This is a genomic window from Lysinibacillus capsici, from assembly GCF_003367505.1.
In the GTDB taxonomy this organism is placed as follows: Bacteria; Bacillota; Bacilli; order Bacillales_A; family Planococcaceae; genus Lysinibacillus; species Lysinibacillus capsici.
In genome coordinates, this window is record NZ_PXXX01000013.1 from 56,444 (window position 1) to 75,512 (window position 19,069).

The 19,069-nt window shown below is 37.7% G+C and carries 18 protein-coding genes; 4 read left to right on the top strand and 14 right to left on the bottom strand.

Annotation, left to right across the window (positions count from 1 at the left end; translation table 11 throughout):
- Positions 1-44: 44 nt before the first annotated feature.
- Together C7B89_RS11895 and C7B89_RS11900 are read right to left on the bottom strand one after the other, a co-directional pair.
- Positions 45-1,097, bottom strand: a complete 1,053-nt coding sequence (locus C7B89_RS11895) for a tartrate dehydrogenase (RefSeq protein WP_048394686.1) — start codon at positions 1,095-1,097, stop codon at positions 45-47.
- Positions 1,098-1,201: 104 nt separating this feature from the next.
- Positions 1,202-1,648 carry a YlbF/YmcA family competence regulator gene (locus tag C7B89_RS11900; RefSeq protein WP_004224800.1) on the bottom strand — a complete coding sequence of 149 codons (447 nt, stop codon included), beginning with the start codon at positions 1,646-1,648 and terminating at the stop codon, positions 1,202-1,204.
- Between the two features lie 87 nt (positions 1,649-1,735).
- On the opposite strand from C7B89_RS11900, the gene C7B89_RS11905 reads away from it, so the two are divergent.
- On the top strand, positions 1,736-2,236 hold the full coding sequence (locus C7B89_RS11905; RefSeq protein ID WP_048394688.1) for a PaaI family thioesterase: 501 nt from the start codon (positions 1,736-1,738) through the stop codon (positions 2,234-2,236).
- Here the strand turns inward: C7B89_RS11905 and C7B89_RS11910 are convergent.
- Both C7B89_RS11910 and C7B89_RS11915 read right to left on the bottom strand, forming a co-directional pair.
- On the bottom strand, positions 2,217-3,689 hold the full coding sequence (locus C7B89_RS11910) for a UDP-N-acetylmuramoyl-L-alanyl-D-glutamate--2,6-diaminopimelate ligase (RefSeq protein ID WP_048394690.1): 1,473 nt from the start codon (positions 3,687-3,689) through the stop codon (positions 2,217-2,219). The two genes, C7B89_RS11905 and C7B89_RS11910, sit on opposite strands and share 20 nt — an antisense overlap.
- A 151-nt stretch (positions 3,690-3,840) precedes the next feature.
- Positions 3,841-4,995, bottom strand: coding sequence for a CAP domain-containing protein (locus tag C7B89_RS11915; RefSeq protein WP_115673799.1), 1,155 nt, complete (start codon positions 4,993-4,995; stop codon positions 3,841-3,843).
- Positions 4,996-5,142: 147 nt separating this feature from the next.
- Here C7B89_RS11915 and C7B89_RS11920 point away from each other — a divergent pair, with 147 nt between their 5' ends.
- Positions 5,143-5,544: a YugN family protein gene (locus tag C7B89_RS11920; protein ID WP_004224795.1), complete on the top strand. Its 402-nt coding sequence runs from the start codon at positions 5,143-5,145 to the stop codon at positions 5,542-5,544.
- Positions 5,545-5,689: 145 nt separating this feature from the next.
- Positions 5,690-6,751, top strand: coding sequence for a sporulation integral membrane protein YtvI (gene ytvI, locus C7B89_RS11925; protein WP_081010996.1), 1,062 nt, complete (start codon positions 5,690-5,692; stop codon positions 6,749-6,751).
- A gap of 14 nt (positions 6,752-6,765) precedes the next feature.
- On the opposite strand, the gene C7B89_RS11930 is transcribed toward ytvI, so the two are convergent.
- The 7 genes from C7B89_RS11930 to cyoE all read right to left on the bottom strand — a co-directional run bounded on the left by C7B89_RS11930 (position 6,766) and on the right by cyoE (position 13,371).
- Positions 6,766-7,227, bottom strand: coding sequence for a DUF420 domain-containing protein (locus C7B89_RS11930; protein ID WP_016992774.1), 462 nt, complete (start codon positions 7,225-7,227; stop codon positions 6,766-6,768).
- 40 nt (positions 7,228-7,267) lie between these two features.
- Positions 7,268-8,191: a cytochrome c oxidase assembly factor CtaG gene (gene ctaG / locus C7B89_RS11935; RefSeq protein WP_004224790.1), complete on the bottom strand. Its 924-nt coding sequence runs from the start codon at positions 8,189-8,191 to the stop codon at positions 7,268-7,270.
- 180 nt (positions 8,192-8,371) lie between these two features.
- Positions 8,372-8,716: a cytochrome C oxidase subunit IV family protein gene (locus C7B89_RS11940; RefSeq protein ID WP_004224789.1), complete on the bottom strand. Its 345-nt coding sequence runs from the start codon at positions 8,714-8,716 to the stop codon at positions 8,372-8,374.
- Complete coding sequence (locus tag C7B89_RS11945) at positions 8,716-9,342, bottom strand: cytochrome c oxidase subunit 3 (RefSeq protein ID WP_004224788.1); 627 nt, start codon at positions 9,340-9,342, stop codon at positions 8,716-8,718. The genes C7B89_RS11940 and C7B89_RS11945 overlap by 1 nt, the downstream gene beginning before the upstream one ends.
- A complete protein-coding gene (ctaD, locus tag C7B89_RS11950) occupies positions 9,342-11,225 on the bottom strand; it encodes a cytochrome c oxidase subunit I (RefSeq protein WP_004224787.1) in 1,884 nt (627 codons plus the stop codon). The genes C7B89_RS11945 and ctaD overlap by 1 nt, the downstream gene beginning before the upstream one ends.
- 40 nt (positions 11,226-11,265) lie before the next feature.
- Positions 11,266-12,354, bottom strand: a complete 1,089-nt coding sequence (gene coxB / locus C7B89_RS11955; protein WP_048394696.1) for a cytochrome c oxidase subunit II — start codon at positions 12,352-12,354, stop codon at positions 11,266-11,268.
- A gap of 99 nt (positions 12,355-12,453) precedes the next feature.
- Positions 12,454-13,371 carry a heme o synthase gene (cyoE, locus tag C7B89_RS11960; RefSeq protein ID WP_048394698.1) on the bottom strand — a complete coding sequence of 306 codons (918 nt, stop codon included), beginning with the start codon at positions 13,369-13,371 and terminating at the stop codon, positions 12,454-12,456.
- 336 nt (positions 13,372-13,707) lie between these two features.
- On the opposite strand from cyoE, the gene C7B89_RS11965 reads away from it, so the two are divergent.
- Positions 13,708-14,631: a COX15/CtaA family protein gene (locus tag C7B89_RS11965; protein ID WP_048394700.1), complete on the top strand. Its 924-nt coding sequence runs from the start codon at positions 13,708-13,710 to the stop codon at positions 14,629-14,631.
- A 62-nt stretch (positions 14,632-14,693) separates the two neighbouring features.
- On the opposite strand, the gene C7B89_RS11970 is transcribed toward C7B89_RS11965, so the two are convergent.
- From C7B89_RS11970 to pyc, 3 genes are all read right to left on the bottom strand, one after another.
- Positions 14,694-14,882, bottom strand: coding sequence for a hypothetical protein (locus tag C7B89_RS11970; RefSeq protein WP_004224783.1), 189 nt, complete (start codon positions 14,880-14,882; stop codon positions 14,694-14,696).
- A complete protein-coding gene (locus tag C7B89_RS11975; RefSeq protein ID WP_115673800.1) occupies positions 14,875-15,495 on the bottom strand; it encodes a TetR/AcrR family transcriptional regulator in 621 nt (206 codons plus the stop codon). The genes C7B89_RS11970 and C7B89_RS11975 overlap by 8 nt, the downstream gene beginning before the upstream one ends.
- A gap of 136 nt (positions 15,496-15,631) precedes the next feature.
- Positions 15,632-19,066 carry a pyruvate carboxylase gene (gene pyc, locus C7B89_RS11980; protein WP_048394705.1) on the bottom strand — a complete coding sequence of 1,145 codons (3,435 nt, stop codon included), beginning with the start codon at positions 19,064-19,066 and terminating at the stop codon, positions 15,632-15,634.
- Positions 19,067-19,069: the final 3 nt, after the last annotated feature.

Sequence of the window (19,069 nt, forward strand, 5' to 3'; positions counted from 1 at the left end):
CATGTAAATGTTAGATCCATTATTACTTCCCATTACAGTAATACTTAAGTTAAATAATCTATGATTGCATCAGTTACTTCTTGTAGTGTGGCAGCTCCACCCAAATCAGGCGTTTTTATACCCCGCGCTAATGTTTGCTCTATAGCATTCAATATCCTTGTTCCCACATCTTGATAACCAAGAAAATCGAGCATCATCTTACCTGTCCAAATTTGTCCAATAGGATTGGCAATTCCTTGACCAGCTATATCTGGTGCAGAACCATGGACAGGTTCAAACATTGATGGATATAGCCCTTCAATGTTTAAATTTGCTGCAGGTGCAATACCAATGCTTCCCATAATGGCACCGCCTAGATCTGTCAAAATATCCCCAAATAAATTCGATGCTACGATAACATCAAAATTTTCTGGCTTCATCACTAAAAATGCCGCTAGTGCATCAATATGATTAGATGCTTGACCTACCTCTTCATATTCTTTTCCTACTTGAGTAAACACTTCATCCCAAAAAGGCATGCTATATGTAATCCCATTTGATTTTGTAGCACTTGTCACATGTCCATTACGTGTTTTGGCTAATTCAAATGCATAGCGCATCGCCCGTTCTGTACCCTTTCTTGTAAAAACAGCATTTTGGATTGCCACCTCTTCTTGACCACTATGTATTCTTCCTCCGCTTTCAGCATACTCCCCTTCAGAATTTTCCCTTACAACAATAAAATCAAAATCATTTGGTTGTCGTAAAGGTGATGGTAACCCTTGAAGTAGCTTTGCAGGTCGTACATTAATAGATTGCTGAAGCTCACGTCGAATTTTAATGAGAAGGCCCCATAATGATACATGATCCGGAACCAAGTTAGGCATACCAACTGCACCTAAAAATATTTGGTCATACTGTTTTAACAGCTCTATGCCATTATCAGGCATCATTTTTCCTGTCTCTAAATAGTATTCACAGCCCCATGGAAAAATTGTCCATTCAAATTGAAAGCGTCCATCTAACAAAGCTGCCTGATCAAGAACTTTTATTGCAGCTGGCACAACCTCTTTTCCTATTCCATCCCCAGGTATTACGGCAATTCGATAAGTTTTCATTAATGCTTCCTCCTTGAATTTAATTATAAAAAAGACTGTAAACTAACTCAGTTGCCTTCGAGTTGTCTACAGTCTAGAAGAGATATGTTATATACACATCCTATTTACGCTGAGCAAGAGCATGAACCGCCCGAGCCACATCCACCTCCGCAAGATGAACCAGATGCAAAGAATGGATTACTAACAGGAACTTTTACCGCTTCAGAGACCGTTTTTCCTATTAATAGGCTAATCTCATCCAGTAAATCCTGAAAATCGTTTTCAGCAATTTTCAAGGCTGAAACTTTCTCATTTAAGTCAAGTGCCCTTTTCTGTTGGCGAATCGACTTCATAATTGTATGGTAGTCCGGATGATATTTTCCGAAACGTTGTACATCTTCGTACTGCTCTTTCATGCGATTAAATGCATATATAGCCTCTACAATTTGTGCATCACTATATACAGCTTCATACGCTTGTTGTAGCGCCATCGCAGGTTCTGAGGAAAGAATCATCTCACAAAGCGCTTCCGCCTCATCCAAAATGATTACCCAGTCAGAGGTCATCATCATCTTTAATTCCCCCAATCTCTTTCCCATCATAACAGATTTTATGGTAATTTTACATTAATGATAATTTTAATGAAAGAGGTTTTCCAAATGATGACAACATCTAAGGAGCAGGTTGAACAGTTAGTGGCCGAGATTTTACAAGACAGTACCGAGGAAGATGAAGAAGTTTTATTACATCTTTTAAATGGCCTACGGGAGAAACAGCAAGGCATTCACCGTCGTTATATTAATGCTACTTTACATATGGTAGGTAAATTTGAGCCTGAGGTCAGTGAGGTCCGTATCCCTATTACACCGGTCATCCATAATACGATAAAGGTGCCACACGGAGGTATTGTTGCAACGATTGCCGATGCCGCTATGGGAGGGCTTGCTTCGCGCTCTGTGCCTGAGGGCTATAATGTAGTTACTACGAACATGAATATATCGTATATTGCTACCACTACAAATAAAGAATTGATTGCACGTGGTCGTTTTGTTCATAAGGGACGCCAAACGCTTGTCATGGAATGTGATATTGAAGATGAGACTGGTCGCAGGCTTGCCATTGCTACAGGATCTTTCTTCGTTATTCAGCGTCGTCCGTAATTAAACTCGCAAAATAGTCTTTAATACATTGTTGATCGGAAAAAGGGAACTTTTGATTTTTAATTTGCTGTGTTTGTTCATGCCCTTTTCCGGCAACAAGGACAATGTCTCCCTTTTCTGCCTTTGCTAATGCTTGATGGATCGCAAGTTTGCGATCTAAATAAATTTCATAATATTGTTGCTCTGTAAAACCAGCAATAATACTTTCATTAATCACAATAGGATCTTCATCACGAGGATTATCTGTTGTTAAATAAATAACATCAGCATATTTACTTGCTACTGCCCCCATTGCAAAGCGTTTCGCCTTGTCTCGATTTCCTCCACAACTGAAGACAAGGTAAATTGTTTTAGAGCGATCAAAGGTTTGCAATACTGCTTGCAATGCTTCTGCTGTATGGGCATAATCTACATAAACATCAATTCCTAATGGATTTTCAATCTTCTCTAGCCTGCCCTCTGGTAGCCTTAACGACCACATATGTCCAACTATATCTTCCATAGGGACACCTAAGCGCCATACAGCCATTAAGGATGCAACAGCATTTTGCACATGGTATTTACCGACAAAAGGAATTTCTACAATATGCTCACTCGCGGAAGTCTGTAAACAAAGTACGGTTTTTCCAACTGATTCACTGACGATTTGAATATGTAAATCATTGTGATTATCAAAACCAAATGAGCAAGATTTTTTCTTATCATAAATACCAACAGAACGGCAAAAATTATCATCTCCATTTAATACTAGCTTTTTTGATAAATCCGCTAAACGTTTCTTGGCACGTTTATAAGCTTCTAAACCTCCATGATCTTCTAAATGATCTTCTGATAAATTTAAAAATACACCACAGTCAATGTCACAATGATCGAGCCTATGCTGCTGCAACCCCATTGAAGAAGCTTCTAATACAACATGGGTCACACCTTTTCGCACACATTGCTTAAGAATGGGGTGTAATTCTTTAGCTTGCAATGTTGTTAATTGCTCATAAGCCGTTTGTTGTTTCTCACCATTGATGAAAAAGCCAACCGTTCCAATAACTGCTGCATGTTTATGTAGTGCATTTAGAAGCTGACTAACAAAATGGCTCACTGTCGTCTTTCCATTTGTACCTGTAATGGCGATAACAGTTAAAGCTTCTGCTGGAAAAGCAGCAAGCTTTGCACTTGCATACGATAAAAATAATGCTGTATTTGGAACCCATACAAAAGGAATTTCTTTATCTATAATTGGCAAAGAGATACTTTCTTCTGAAACGATGGCAGCAGCTCCACGTGCCAATGCCTCTTTGACAAACCGACTTCCCGATGTTTTTTTACCTTTTCGCACAATAAATATATCACCAGGTTGTACCGCCTGTGCATAGTCCTCTACACCAGTAATTTCTGTCCGTATAGATCCTCCCGTCACGCTACATGGCCAGTCTTTTAATAACTCTGCTAATTGCAAACCTCATTCCCCCTTTCAGTTCTCTATCATATGACGGCGTTTGTAACGGTGTGACGAAAAATGTAGAAGCCTAAAAGAAGGAGAAACTCCACATAAAAAATGAAGACAAGCCCGTTTGTTGAAAGCTTGTCTTCATCTGAATATTCTTCTGTTATGGTAAGGTTTGATTTGATTTATCTGTAGATTCTTCGCTATCTTGTTTTTCATTTTTCGTCTCTTCATTATCTTGCTCTTCTCTACCCACTTCTTGTGTAGTAGGTTCAAGATATATTTGCGTATAATAATCTACAAAGGCGCCAGAACCAACGCGGGTATATCGATCATTCAAAAGAACTTTTCTATGTTCAGGAGAATTTGTCCAGCCATGCATGGCTTCAATCGCATCAAAATAAGCAGTTGCCAGGTTTTCGTTCGCTTCACTATACTCGATTTTTTGCGTCTGTAATCGTTTTTTTAGATCCCCATAGGTTGGAGATTCATGCGCTAAAAAATTTTGCACCTTCATGTCCTCACTATGCATTCTTGCTGCTTCCTCCAATGATTCATCCATTTCTAAAGGAAGTAAATCATGGTGGACTCTTGTTACATTTAGCAAATCGTCTAATTGTTTAGCGCTAGCCACATCAATTTCTTGCTGTAAGAAAGAGGAAGGTGGAGCACGTCTAACAAGCTCCCCTTGATAGCTCATTTCATATGGCTGATGAAGGACAAGTGTTTCACTGTCTGTATATCGTATCCCTTGCAACTCACTTGTCTCCCTATCTATGTAAAGCTGTGCATAAAGACCATCAAATTTGATAAGCAGCCTTGTTTGCATATCTTCTTCACTCATTGAGAAAATGAAAATATTTTCGCCTACAGTGGCGGCTACCTCATAATCAATGATCGTCATTCTGTATATTTCATCACGTTTTTGGCCTACTTTAAAAGGAAATGCATCAATTTCTTGTCCTGCTATGTAAATTTGTGTCACAATATTATTATCAATACCAATCATAAAAAAAGTTGAAACGTCTTCATTGTAGACCCACCATTGATAACCGAATGAAGACGGCTCTTTTCTTGCAGGCTCCCCATATTGTTCTAAAACAGTTTGTGTGCCTTTTCCTATCAATGTGGATATACCCGTTTGTGGACGTGTCATTGCTCCTATTGCAGGTTCCTGCTTTAGCTGTGTTTTAGGTATGATATTCGAATTGGTATTTGGGCCTTCTAGTGGCTCATTTTCCTTAGGGGTATTAAAAAACATAAAACCAATTAATGCAACTGCACCACAAACCATTAAAATGCGGAATAAAGCTTTCATACAGGACTCCTTTTCATCACCATTATTGTAAGTTATTATATCAATTGTAATTGGGTTGACACAATGTTGTCATTGCAACAATGTCGAATATGCTCTATTATAAAAATGAGCGTATACTTTGTACGAGAACCTAAAGGAGGACTATACATGTATTTTGAAAATACTAACCTTGAAAATTTAACAGCTGATCAAGAGCTACTTGTCAGCATTATGAAAAAACATGGTTTAGAATGTGATGGCGGCTGGGATTACGAGCGTATGACATTCGATAAACGATTCGATACTCGTGAAGGTCGTTATTACCTACGCGTATTCGCATATGCTATTTCTGGTGACGTAGGTGCACACGATGCTATCCTTACATTAATGAAACCAGTCCTTGGTAAATACTATTATCCGCATGGTGTTGAATATGGCGATGACGAGGTTTATCCAGCACACCTTGTAAAAAAATGTGAAGAAATCTTAAAAAAGGTTAAATTAGAGTTAGATCAATTCTCAATCGAGCCTACAAATAAAAATAACTTTGAACCTGTTAACGCACGCTAATCTTTCGTACATTGAAGTGACGGCAAGTAAGCGTAAATAGCTTCATGGTTGTAAAAAGACTGGTGGTCCAGTCTTTTTTATTTTGAGTAAAAAAAAATTTTTTTCTCATACTACCTATATCTATTACAAGATGTAGGTGAGAAAAATGTTATCATTTTTTAATCGTCCTTTTTTTCGTCATCCCATTATTGTTATTGCAATGGGTATACTGATCCTTTGGTCCATCTCCATATCATTACCAATTTTACTTGCCTACTTAACCGCGTTATTGTTAGAACCAATCATCGTTCGAATGAGCAAACGGTTTAGAAAAAAACGGAAAATCGTTGTCTTCTTCTTTTTTTTGTTTTTTCTAAGTATATCTTTATTATTATGTACACTTATCCTTTATATAAGCTGGAAACAATTTTCTTCCTTTATTATTGATATACCTGATTATCTTAATCAATTGTCTGCCCTATGGATTCAAATGCAATCTAAGCTCAGCAATTACACCTATCATTTACCGGTAGAGCTAGTTTCACAAATTCAATTTATGATTGCAAAAGCTTTAGCATCCATCGAAAAATTTTCTTTATCCTTAACGAACGTCAATGTTTGGTCAACGTTACTAACATATATTCCCACACGTCTTTTTGATATATTTGTTTATTGGATTGTGTTGTATATGTTGCTTTTAGAATTACCAACAATTAATCGTAAATTATTATCGCCCGTTCCTTTTCATTACCATCAAAAAATTATCTTTATTGGCCAACGTGTTAAGCTAGCCTTATTTGGATTTCTGAAAGCTCAATTACTTGTAGGGATAGGGATCTTTGCTATATCATTCGCTGCATTTTATTTTTTAAAAACACCATTCCCTATATTGTTAGCAATTTTACTTGTTGTTTTAGACTTTATCCCTTTTCTTGATTCATTTATTTTATTAGTCCCATGGGCAATCTATCAGGTCTTTGCTGGCGATTATTTATATGCAGCTGTCTTAATTTTACTAACCATTGGACAATTTCTAGTCCGACGAATGATTGAGCCAAAAATTATTGGCGATAAAATTGGACTTTCTTCCTTAAATACCTTTATTGCCATGTTTATTGGTTTTAAAATCTTTGGATTTATTGGAATATTAATTGGTCCATTACTGGTTGTCGTAGTGCTTTCACTATTCCAACCAACTATAAAAAATCTCCCTCCTGCACAGAAATAAGGAGGGAGATTTTTTTAAAATCCTAAAATGGCTTTAATTACTGATGTTGTTTCACCAGGCTCAAATAAAATATACAATAATAAATAAACTAATACACCAGTTATGGCAACAAAGAACCAAATAATACTTGTAATTGGCCCAATTCGTCTGTGTAATTTAATGTTCATTTTCAGACCTGAAATAATACTAACGATACCAAACACAGCTCCAGATGTCGCTAAAATAATATGGAAAATCAAGAAGAACGTATAGTATGGTTTTAAATCTTCTCCACCGCCAAAAGCTGTATTTCCAATAAAGATTGTACGGGACGCATAGATGATAAAGAAAATAAGTGCTGCAACACCTGCAGCAAGCATCACTTTCTTATGTCCCTCTACATTTCTTTTTATAATTAAGCCCCACCCTATCGCTACTAGTACAGCACTAATAACGATAAACGATGTACTAATAGTAGGCAAAATTTGCAATTCCATTGTCAAAACCCCTTACACAAAGTAAATTTCTATTCTTCAATTAATGTTGCTGTTGACTTTCCCACTTCTTTTGGTGGGCAGCTAAAGCGTCAGCAGTGATTTTATCTGGATCTTTTTGCTCAGATCGATACCATCTTGTGAAGATCGTACCAATTAGTACACCAAAAATAAGCTCTTGTAGGATTTTCATTAACACGCCACCTAATTGCTGATCTGCAACTGGTTTCATGTCTGTAAATAGCTCTGGTCCAGATAAAGATAATCCTGACAATGTAGAGGCTGGTACACAAAGCTCCATTGCCTTTAACCATGCATCACCGTTTGTATATGTCTCATACATTGCATTTGGCGCAAAGATGATTAATCCACAAGCAGGTGTAATTAAAACAGCATTAGCAATAATATACGCCAATTTATGCAAAGGCTTCATTTGATTACTATTTGGCATATTTTGAATTAAAGGCCAGTACATAAACACTGCAGATAGAAATAATACAAATGTATAGGTACCATGTAATGTTTCATTTAATTTAATGTAATCCAATATGGACGGTAAATGATAGAAAGAAAATAGACCGATAAATACAAAGACAGCAACAACTGGTAATGTTAGCACTTTAAACAAAGTTCTAACTACAGGTGCCTCAATAGCCACCTTCCAAACCCACCAGGGAATCCCTTTAATTAAGAAAATAGGGACCAGCAATAACAGAATAGCCATTTGCACCATGTGCATGGTAAACATAATATGAGCCATTAAATCAATCGGAGATCCTTTGATAATATAGATGGTAATCATAGCTAAAACAAAGTAAATAGCTTCACTTTTTTTCAAAGGTTCACTTACTTTAAAATCTTTACGCCACTTTGTTGTGACTAAAAAATAGATGATTGTTATAAAAACAAGAACCCCTATTAAATACGGGCTCCACAATGCTTGGAAACCAAATATACTAAGTGGCATATGGAACGCACTCCTTTAAACTTCAGTACTCCTATTATAAAACGCTTACAGCTATACTGCAATGAACGAAAGGTGAACAAATGTTAAGTTTCAACAGTGTTGCCTCTTTGGATACCTAAATAACCTCAAAACATAAGAAAAGCACGTTCGTACAAAATAACGAACGTGCTTTTTTGGTGATTACCACCAAATGATTGTTAAAAATGCTAAGAAGAATGTAAATGCGATTAAAATTCCCATCCACATGAAGAAACCAATAACACCACCAAAGTGAGTTTTTTTATCTTCTAAGTGCATGAAAGAATAAAGTTGAAGTACAACTTGAACGCCAGCCAATAATAATACGAATGGCATAATTAAGTATTTAGAAAAATCAGCTGCAACTACTGCGAATGCGATAAAAGTGAAGAAAATCATAATCGCAAAGTTGATTACTTGTTTACGCATATGAACGGCATTATGATGACGATCATACTCATACTGTGCCTGTGACTTAGCAACTATAGGTGTATCGTGTGAAGACATTATCCGATCACTCCCATCAAGTATACTACTGTAAAGATAAATACCCAAACTACGTCGATAAAGTGCCAATATAAAGCAGCAACGAAGAATTTAGGTGCATTGTACAGGTTTAATCCACGTTTAGCATTACGGATCATTAAAGTACCAATCCATACAAGACCTAAAGTTACGTGGAAACCGTGTGTACCAACTAACGAATAAAACGCTGTTGCGAATGCAGATTGATTAAATGTAAAACCAAGGTGCACATAGTGGTTGAACTCATAGATTTCAAGTGCTAAGAATCCAAGACCTAAAGCTAATGTAATCGCTAACCAAGTTTGCATACCTTTAAAGTTAAAGTTACGCATATGGTAAATTGCATAAACAGATGTTAGTGATGATGTTAATAATAACATCGTCATAGCAAATGCTAATGGTAATTCAAATAAACCTTGAGTTGTGAACTCCATGCCAGCTGGCCCTTTGTTCTTAAGCGCTAAATAAGTAGCGAATAAACTTGCGAAAAGTACAACTTCACAGGCAAGGAAAATCCAGAAACCAACGACTTTATTTTTACCTTCCATCGTAGCTTGTTCAGGATGATCTGGCCAAGTATGAGGAGTAAATTTAGTATTGAAATCCATTATTTATTTCCTCCTTTGCCGTAAAGATGTTCTTCAATTTCAAGAATTTCTTCTTTGTGTAAATGGAAACCATGATCGTCTTTAACAGAACGAGCAATCATCGCACCAAATGTAATTGCTAAACCAATGATTAATACATAAATAGACCATGGCTTATCTGCGTCTGGATTGTAAAGTGCACCAAATGCTGCAATAAACATACCTAATGAAATAACGAATGGAATCGCTGAGTTATTTGGCATATGGATATCACCTAGTGGCTCAGCAAATGTTACTTCTTTATTACCTTCTTGTTTTTCAATCCACCATGGATCTAAACCACGAACAAGTGGAGTTTGACGGAAATTATAGAATGGAATTGGTTGTGGAATTGACCATTCTAAAGTACGTCCATCGCCCCAAGGGTCGCGTCCTGCTGGTTTGCCCTTAATAGACATTAAGCAGTTGATTACCATTAAGATAACCCCTACACCCATCATTAATGCACCGATTGTAGAGATATAGTTGAATTGATCCCAACCTTGACCTTCCATGTAAGTGAATACACGACGTGGCATACCCATCAAACCTAAGAAATGTTGAAGGAAGAATGTTAAATGGAATCCGATAAAGAATACCCAGAAAGTAATTTTACCAAGCGTTTCGTTTAACATACGGTTGAAGAAAATTGGCCAGTAGAAGTGGGCTGAACCGAATAATGCTGTAACGATACCACCAACGATTACGTAGTGGAAGTGAGCAACGATAAAGTAAGAATCATGTAATTGATAGTCAAGAGGTGCAGATGCTTGCATGACCCCTGTAACACCACCCGCAACGAATGACGGGATAAATCCAAGTGCATAAAGCATTGGTGTTGTAACTTTAATAGATCCACCCCAAATAGTTAGGATCCAGTTGAATACTTTCATACCTGTTGGAACCGCAATTGCCATTGTTGCAACAGCGAAGATTGCGTTTGCTGTTGGCCCAAGACCAACTGTAAACATATGGTGAGCCCAAACCATGAACCCTAAGAAACCAATTAAAATTGTAGCGAATACCATTGAAGAGTATCCGAATAGACGTTTACGAGAGAACGCTGGAATAATCTCAGAGAATAAACCGAATGCTGGTAATACTAAGATATAAACCTCTGGGTGTCCGAAGATCCAGAATAAGTGTTCCCAAATTACTGTGTTACCACCCATTGTATGGTCAAAGAAGTTACCACCGAACATACGGTCAAATAACATCATTAATAAACCAATTGTTAATGGAGGGAATGCGAATAAGATTAAGGCACTTGATACAAGAGCAGTCCAAGTGAATAATGGCATACGCATAAATGTCATACCTGGAGCACGCATTGTAATAATCGTAACGATAAAGTTAAGACCTGAAATTAATGTACCTGCCCCTGAAATTTGTAAACCAAGAACATAGAAATCAATACCATGTCCTGGAGAGTATAAAGATAATGATGCATAAGAAGTCCAGCCCGCATCAGGAGCGCCACCCATAAAGAATGACAGGTGAAGGAATACTGCACCTAGGAAGAATAACCAGAACCCTAATGAGTTAAGGAACGGGAATGCAACGTCACGCGCACCAATTTGTAATGGTACAAGCATGTTCATAAATGCGAATAGTAGTGGCGTAGCAGCTAGGAATAACATTGTTGTTCCATGCATTGTTAATAATTCATTGAAAAAACCAGCTGATACGAAATCATTATTTGGTTTCATTAATTGAATACGCATTAATAATGCTTCAAAACCAGCGATAGCGAAGAACAATGTACCGGCTAATAAATACATCACTGCTAACTTTTTATGGTCAACAGTAGTGATGTAATCCCAGACAGCTGCTCCAAAGCCCTTTTTCTGTGTGTATGAGCTCACAACTTTTACCTCCCTCAAAATTTGTTACATAGAACGAAAATTATTTTTCTACTGATAAGCCCATGATGTAAGTTGCAAGAGCTTCAATTTCTTCATCAGATAAATTACCGTAGATAGGCGCAGTGCCATCAGCATTCATCATTAAGTTACCTGGTTTAAATTCCTCAGGGTTTTTAATCCAAGCTTTTAAGCTTTCTTCATTATGCTCTAAGAAACCAGCAACACGGTTACGGTCACCAAACGTAGTTAAGTTTGGACCTGGTGTACCGCCTGCTCCTGAACCAGAGATAGCATGACAGCCTAAGCAGCTATTTGCAAAAGTTGCTTCACCAAGATCTGTTGAAGCTTTGTCAGCAGTTTGTCCTTCAGTTGCTTTCATTGCATCAACCCATGCATCAAATGCGTCTGGGCTTAATGTTTTTACTTTAAAGTCCATTAATGCATGTGAAGGTCCACATAATTCAGCACATTTTCCATAAAATACGCCATCTTTAAGATCTTTTGATTCTTTATCGAATACTAAGTAGAATTTGTTTAAGTTTTCCACGTTTGTATCCATTTTACCGCCTACAGCAGGAATCCAGAATGAGTGCTTAACATCGGCAGCTTTTAAATTAAAGTAAACTTTTTCACCTGTTGGTACCACTAACTCTTGAGCCGTTACGATACCTTGGTTAGGATATTCGAATTCCCACCAGTATAATTTTGCCGTTACATTGATTGTTAGGGCTGTTTTGTTCCCTTCTTCATCTACCTCATCCATTGCAGCAACATCTGCAAATTTATAAGTAGTTGTAACAACTGGTACAGCGATAATTAATAATAAAATAATCGGAATAACTGTCCAAATCACTTCTAAAGTATGACTACCCTCTACTTGCTTAGGGATAACATTTTCACCTACGCGTGCACGACGGTATTTTAGGAATGCAAGTAAATAGATAACAGATACTATTACTACTACTAGCGTCATAATTACAGTAGTTAACAGTAATAAATTTAATTGTTGTTTACCTACTTCTCCAGATGGTTTTAGTGTAGAAAGATAATCTTCACCACAACCTGAAAGGAAAACCATCATCACTGCTAGAAGTGAAAAAAGACGCCATTTTTTAAGCCCTTTCATCATAGCTTAATTAAACCCCTCTTTCTTTGTTGTATTTTCATGTGTACCTAGGACATCAGTTCTGTCTATATGAATTCTTATAAAAAGAAAGAATCCCTAACTTTAGCTAAACACCGCAAATATTATGATGGCTACAAATAGTATGGTCATATGATTCAACGAATAAATAAACATTTTATTTGCCCATTTCATATCATCTTTTGTTGTAAAGCCTTTCAGAGCTAGTATTAACCAACCCAAGTTCAATGCAGTAGCAAGAGTTAAAAAGCCAATTCCAAGCTCTGTTAAAAGGAAAGGTAACGGTAATAATAAAAGAATCCAGAATAACATTGAGTACTTTGTACGTTTAAATCCCTTTACAACAGGTAGCATTGGTATTTTAGCTGCACGATATTCCTCAGTCCGTTTCATAGCAAGCGCATAGAAATGTGGTGGTTGCCATGCAAACATGATAAGGAATAAGGCTAGTGCTCCTGGACCTAAGGCAGGCTCAATCGCTGCGAATCCAATAACAGGAGGAATAGCCCCCGAAATACTACCTACAACCGTGTTACTAACATGCTTCCTCTTTGACCACATTGAATACAGAACGACATAAGCAAATATTCCTACTAGTCCCCACATGCCGGCTGCAAACGATGCCGCAAATAACAAAATTTCACCTACAATTAAAAATGAGAGGGCAATGGTCAACACAAAGTTTGGCTTAAATCTGCCTGTCACTGTCGGTCTTGCCTTAGTTCTTTTCATGATGGGATCTATATCCTGATCAATGAAGTTATTCATTGCACCTGAGCCACCAATGATTAATGCCGCACCCAGCATGGTGTAAAATATGACATCAAGCTCTTGCAAGAAATGTCTACTAGTAAACTGAAAAGCCAGCCACATCCCTGTAAACGTTGTGACAAGATTCGAGTTAACGATTCCAATTTTTATTAGTGCTAAGAAATCTTTTACAACAGATGTTGTTTCTGGACCAGGATTTCTAGTAGCCGCCAGTGTACGACCGTTTGACATAATACCTCTCCTTTCATTTTTGTAAGCATATTCCGCTAACAACAACTATAGCGAAATTTGCGATTGATTTCTAGACATTAAGTGAAATTTAGATGAAGTTGTAAAAATTAGTTTTGTCTAGAAATATAATTAAAAACAACATATCTATAGTAAAACATTTTCTAAAATGAATTGTGAAGGTTAAAGCACGAAATTATGAACAATTTGTGAAATGGAATCGACATCTAGTAGTCCCTTCTCTTTACAAGTTGTTTTTTATACGTATTTTCGATATTATCTAGTAGCAGAAACATTACGTTCTTGTAATGTTGATAGATAAAGTAGGTGACTCATTTTATGCAACACAACAGGTATTTGAAGTGGTTTGCTGTTGCCGCTACAGTAGGGATGCTCCTTATATTACTAGGTGGGGCTCTCGTTACCAAAACAGATAGTGGCCTAGGCTGTGGTCGAAACTGGCCTGATTGTAATGGATCTCTTATTCCAAAGGAGATTACACCAGAAGTCCTTATTGAATTCTCACACCGTCTCGTTACAGGAGTTGTATCTATTTCAATTCTTGTGTTAACCGTTTGGACATGGCGTAAGCTCGGACATATTCGCGAAGTAAAACTATTAGGTTTCCTAGCAATGTTTTTCTTAATCGCGCAAGCTCTTATTGGAGCAGCTCAAGTATTATGGGGGCAAGGTGATTTCATCTTAGCACTACATTTTGGGATATCTCTGATTTCCTTTGCCGCTGTTCTTCTTCTCTCTATGATTGTATTTGAAGTCGATCGGAAATTTGATGCCGATAACGTATTTATCGGTAAAAAGTTACGTTGGCATACAATTGCTGTCACAATTTATTCTTATTTAGTCGTTTATACTGGGGCGCTAGTTCGACATACAGATTCGAGCTTAATTTGTCCCGATTGGCCATTTTGCTATAATGAAACACCTTTGGCACCCCCGAATAATATGTATGAATGGGTGCAAATGGGACATCGATTAGCTGTTCTTATTATTTTCATTTGGATAGCATACATAACTTGGCACGCTGTAAAGGAATATAAACATCAACGTGTTATCTACTATGGATGGATAATTGCCTTTACTATAGTAGTTTTACAAGTTATTGCAGGTATGTTAGTAGTTCTTACTAAACTGAATTTAACGGTAGCTTTACTGCATTCATTATTTATTTCCCTTTTATTCGGTTTATTATGCTATATGATCATGCTAGTTGCTCGAAGTAATTATAATGAGAAAAAGAAATAGCCCAGAAATAGCCCATTAAAAAAGATTCGCCACCAAAGATGTGTCGAATCTTTTTTCTATGACTATTTTTGTTTCTTCATAGCTTCAGTCCCTATAATTCCAACAATTAAAATAATCATGGATACCAGTGCATAATCTTTAAAAAATGTTGTAAAAGGAATGTCGAAATATCGACAAATTAGCGTTACGAGACGGCCTCCTAATAAAATTAAACCAATGACTAACATCCAGTTAAATAGCGCTCTAAGCATTTTTTGGCCCCTCTACTTTCATTGCTGTCCATATAATATTTGTTACTTCGAGACTGTAATCCTCTGCCGCAATCGCAAGCGGTCCCCCTATAAGCATATATTCACCAATCGCTCCTTGAATTACTTTTGCCATTACATTGACAGAGCGAACACTAAAAGTCCCCTGTTTTTTACCATCTTCCAAAATATTACATAATGCCGTCAATAGTGGGTCTTCCTCTTCATCTGGCAGTTTATAGTAAGGGATGTCATGTGCAGTCCGAGCGTTGAAGACAATTTCTAATAATGCTGCATTTTCTTTTGGGTGTGTCGCTTGATAAGCAATGCTTGCCTCTATGAAGTTTGCTAATTGTGTGACAGGGTCACTGGCAGTATATGTTTTTGTCAAAATGAAAGTTGTGGATTGCTCAATTAGTGCTTGCAGACTTTGGTTGATTAAATCTTGTCGATCTACAAAGTGATAAGAAATTAATGCTGTGCTAATAGAAGCACGTTTAGCGATTTGTGCTAAACTTGCCTTTACATAGCCTATATCATCAAGTGTCGCTATCGTAGCTTCAATAATTTGCTGCTTTCTTGCTTCCTGAATAAAGGTATTTTTATTGTTATCCATAGAATTCTCCTGATTGATTGAATAAACATTTTCCTGATTAAGTAATCAGATTTTATATGATTTATCGCTTAAACACAATAAAAAAGGTTATGTAGATACTAATAAAAGCATCTAATAACCTTTTTTTCATGACTATTTATTCAATTTCAATTAATAGATCCCCTGTTGAAATGGCATCTCCTGCACTTGCATATACCTCTTTTACAATGCCGTCTTTAGGTGCTTGGACAGTTGTTTCCATTTTCATGGCTTCTGTAATTAACAGGTGATCACCACGTTTAACAGGACTACCTTTAGAAACAACAACTTTCAACACAGTACCTGGCATTGTAGCACCGATTTGGTTTGGATTGCTTGGATCGGCTTTTAATGCTAAATTGCCATCAACCTCAACAGTCATATCTTGAATCACCAATTCACGCGATTGACCATTAAGCTCAAAGTAAAGGACACGTGTTCCATTGTGTTGTGGTTCCCCGATTGAAACGAGTTTAATAATCAATGTTTTCCCTTTTTCAATTTCGACCTCAATAATTTCACCAAGCTTTAAGCCATATAAGAATGTCGGTGTGTCAAGAACTGAAATATTGCCAAAGGATTCTGCTGTTTTCGCATATTCCTCAAAGACTTTTGGATAAAGTGCATAAGCCAGTACATCTTTTTTCGTAACTGGGCGATTTAACTTTTCCTCTAGCACAGCCTCTAATTGATCAAATTGAATAGGCTCTAATAATTCTCCTGGACGAACTGTAATTGCTTCTCGATCTTTTAACACTACTTGTTGTAATGCCTCTGGGAACCCGCCATGTGGCTGCCCAAGATAACCTTGGAAGAATTCAATCACAGAATCTGGGAAGTCAATCGTTTTCCCTCTTGTTAAGACTGTATTTTCGTCTAGATCATTTTGCACCATAAATAAAGCCATATCACCCACTACCTTGGAGGATGGTGTAACTTTAACAATATCACCAAATAGTAGATTTACACGGGAATACATGCGTTTCACTTCTTCCCATCGATCACCAAGCCCTACAGCTTTTGCTTGTTGCTGTAAGTTACTATACTGACCACCAGGCATCTCATGTACGTAAATCTCAGAATGCGGGCTGATCATGCCACTTTCAAAATCTTTATAGTATTTACGAACATCTTCCCAGTAGTACGATAATTTTTCTAATGCATCGATATCCGCTCGTACCTCACGTTTTCCGCCCTTCATTGCATAGTACAAGGAGTTTGCACTTGGTTGAGATGTTAGACCTGCCATAGATCCAAGCGCTGTATCAATAATATCAACACCTGCTTCTATCGCTTTAGCATATAAGTAAATTCCATTGCCACTAGTATCGTGTGTATGCAAGTGGATTGGCAGACTTGTCGTCTCTTTTAACTCGGAAATTAAACGGTACGCCGCTTCCGGTTTCAATAAACCAGCCATATCTTTAATCGCTAAAATATGGGCACCAGCTGCTTCAAGCTCTTTCGCCATATCCTTATAGTATTGCACTGAATATTTCGCACGACTGTCATCGAGGATATCCCCCGTATAACAGATGGCTGCTTCAGCAATTTTTCCTGATTGACGCACAGCATCTATCGCTACTTCCATGCCTTTAATCCAATTTAAGCTATCGAAAATACGGAATACATCAATTCCTGATGAAGCCGATTCAGCGATAAATTCTCGGATTAGATTGTCAGGATAGTTTGTATAACCAACAGCATTAGCTCCACGCAGTAACATCTGGAATAACACATTCGGCACTTGCTCACGCAGTTTCGCTAGCCGCTCCCATGGATCTTCTTTTAAGAAGCGATATGCTACATCGAATGTTGCACCGCCCCACATTTCCAGCGAGAATAACTGATGCATCATGCGAGCTGTTGCATCTGCAATTTGATACATATCCTGTGAACGAACACGTGTTGCAAGCAGGGATTGGTGAGCATCGCGGAATGTAGTATCTGTTAGTAGTACGTCTTCCTGTGCTAAAATCCACTGCACTAAGCCATCTGCTCCCTGTGTATCTAAAATCTGCTTGGTACCTGCTGGTGGTACAATTAAAGGATCAATTTTAGGTTGGTTTGGCTGGACAAAGATAGGTTTTGACTTCTTCTCTACACCAGGGAAGCCATTTAAGGTCACATTCCCAATATAGCTTAACAGCTTTGTTCCACGGTCTTTACGCACAGGGAACTCGAAAAGCTCTGGTGTTGTATCAATAAAGCTAGTATCAAAGGCCCCTGATAAAAACTTTTCATGAGTCACCACATTATTTAAAAACGGAATATTCGTTTTAACGCCACGAATACGGAATTCTTTTAAATTACGATCCATTTTCGCAGCAGCTTCTTTAAAGTTCATACCCGAAGTAGAAATTTTCACCAACAAAGAGTCATAGTATGGTGTAACGACAGCACCCTGGAAGCCATTCCCAGCATCTAATCGCACGCCAAAACCACCACTTGAACGGTAAACCATTAACTTTCCTGTATCTGGCATAAAGTCATTTGCAGGGTCTTCTGTTGTCACACGTGCTTGAATGGCATAGCCAATCATTGGCATATCTTCTTGCTTTGGCATATGAATTTCTTCACTGTGAAGTCCATAGCCTGCCGCTACCTTAATTTGGGCATGGACGATATCAACACCTGTAATCATTTCTGTAATTGTATGTTCTACTTGAATGCGAGGGTTTACCTCGATGAAATAAAAATCGTCTCCTGCGACTAAAAATTCCACTGTCCCTGCATTTATGTACGAGACATTCTTCATTAATTTCACAGCAGCATCGCAAATACGATTTCTTAACTCTTGTGAAATCGAATGAGATGGCGCAATTTCTACCACTTTTTGATGTCGACGCTGAATTGAGCAATCACGCTCATATAAATGCACAATATTGCCATGTTTATCGCCAATAATTTGTACTTCAATGTGTTTTGGTTTTATGATTGCTTTTTCTACATATACTTCATCGGAACCAAAAGCAGCCTTTGCCTCAGATTTTGCTCTTTCATAGGAGGAAGCAAGATCCTCTGGCGTATGGACTAGACGCATCCCTCGACCACCACCGCCAAGTGCTGCCTTAATCATAACTGGATAGCCATAATTGCTAGCAAACGTCTCTACCTCTGCTAGATCGGCTACTGGGCCATCTGTACCAGGAATAACAGGAATCTCAGCCGCAATGGCTTGAGAACGTGCTTTGACCTTATCTCCAAACATATCTAAATGCTGAGAAGTTGGTCCGATAAAGACAATGCCCTCTTCCTCACAGCGACGTGCAAATTCCACGTTTTCTGATAAAAAACCATACCCTGGATGAATCGCATCAACATCTGCATCTTTTGCGATGGCAATAATACCTTCAATATCTAAATAAGCATCGATTGGTTTCTTGCCAGCTCCCACTAAATAAGCTTCATCTGCTTTAAAGCGATGAAAAGCACCACTATCTTCTCTTGAATAGATGGCAACAGTTTGGATATTCAGCTCCGTACAAGCACGGAAAATACGAATTGCAATTTCTCCTCGATTGGCTACGAGAATTTTGTTGATTGATTCCATAGG

Coding starts and splice junctions, on each gene's coding strand:
- C7B89_RS11970 (WP_004224783.1), bottom strand. CDS start 14,882: ATGCTTAGAGCGCTATTTAACTGGATGTTAGTCATTGGTTTAATTTTA.
- C7B89_RS11900 (WP_004224800.1), bottom strand. CDS start 1,648: ATGATGATGACCTCTGACTGGGTAATCATTTTGGATGAGGCGGAAGCG.
- cyoE (WP_048394698.1), bottom strand. CDS start 13,371: ATGTCAAACGGTCGTACACTGGCGGCTACTAGAAATCCTGGTCCAGAA.
- C7B89_RS11975 (WP_115673800.1), bottom strand. CDS start 15,495: ATGGATAACAATAAAAATACCTTTATTCAGGAAGCAAGAAAGCAGCAA.
- C7B89_RS11905 (WP_048394688.1), top strand. CDS start 1,736: ATGATGACAACATCTAAGGAGCAGGTTGAACAGTTAGTGGCCGAGATT.
- C7B89_RS11965 (WP_048394700.1), top strand. CDS start 13,708: ATGCAACACAACAGGTATTTGAAGTGGTTTGCTGTTGCCGCTACAGTA.
- C7B89_RS11915 (WP_115673799.1), bottom strand. CDS start 4,995: ATGAAAGCTTTATTCCGCATTTTAATGGTTTGTGGTGCAGTTGCATTA.
- C7B89_RS11930 (WP_016992774.1), bottom strand. CDS start 7,227: ATGGAATTGCAAATTTTGCCTACTATTAGTACATCGTTTATCGTTATT.
- C7B89_RS11940 (WP_004224789.1), bottom strand. CDS start 8,716: ATGTCTTCACACGATACACCTATAGTTGCTAAGTCACAGGCACAGTAT.
- ctaG (WP_004224790.1), bottom strand. CDS start 8,191: ATGCCACTTAGTATATTTGGTTTCCAAGCATTGTGGAGCCCGTATTTA.
- ytvI (WP_081010996.1), top strand. CDS start 5,690: ATGTTATCATTTTTTAATCGTCCTTTTTTTCGTCATCCCATTATTGTT.
- C7B89_RS11920 (WP_004224795.1), top strand. CDS start 5,143: ATGTATTTTGAAAATACTAACCTTGAAAATTTAACAGCTGATCAAGAG.
- C7B89_RS11945 (WP_004224788.1), bottom strand. CDS start 9,342: ATGGATTTCAATACTAAATTTACTCCTCATACTTGGCCAGATCATCCT.
- pyc (WP_048394705.1), bottom strand. CDS start 19,066: ATGGAATCAATCAACAAAATTCTCGTAGCCAATCGAGGAGAAATTGCA.
- coxB (WP_048394696.1), bottom strand. CDS start 12,354: ATGATGAAAGGGCTTAAAAAATGGCGTCTTTTTTCACTTCTAGCAGTG.
- C7B89_RS11895 (WP_048394686.1), bottom strand. CDS start 1,097: ATGAAAACTTATCGAATTGCCGTAATACCTGGGGATGGAATAGGAAAA.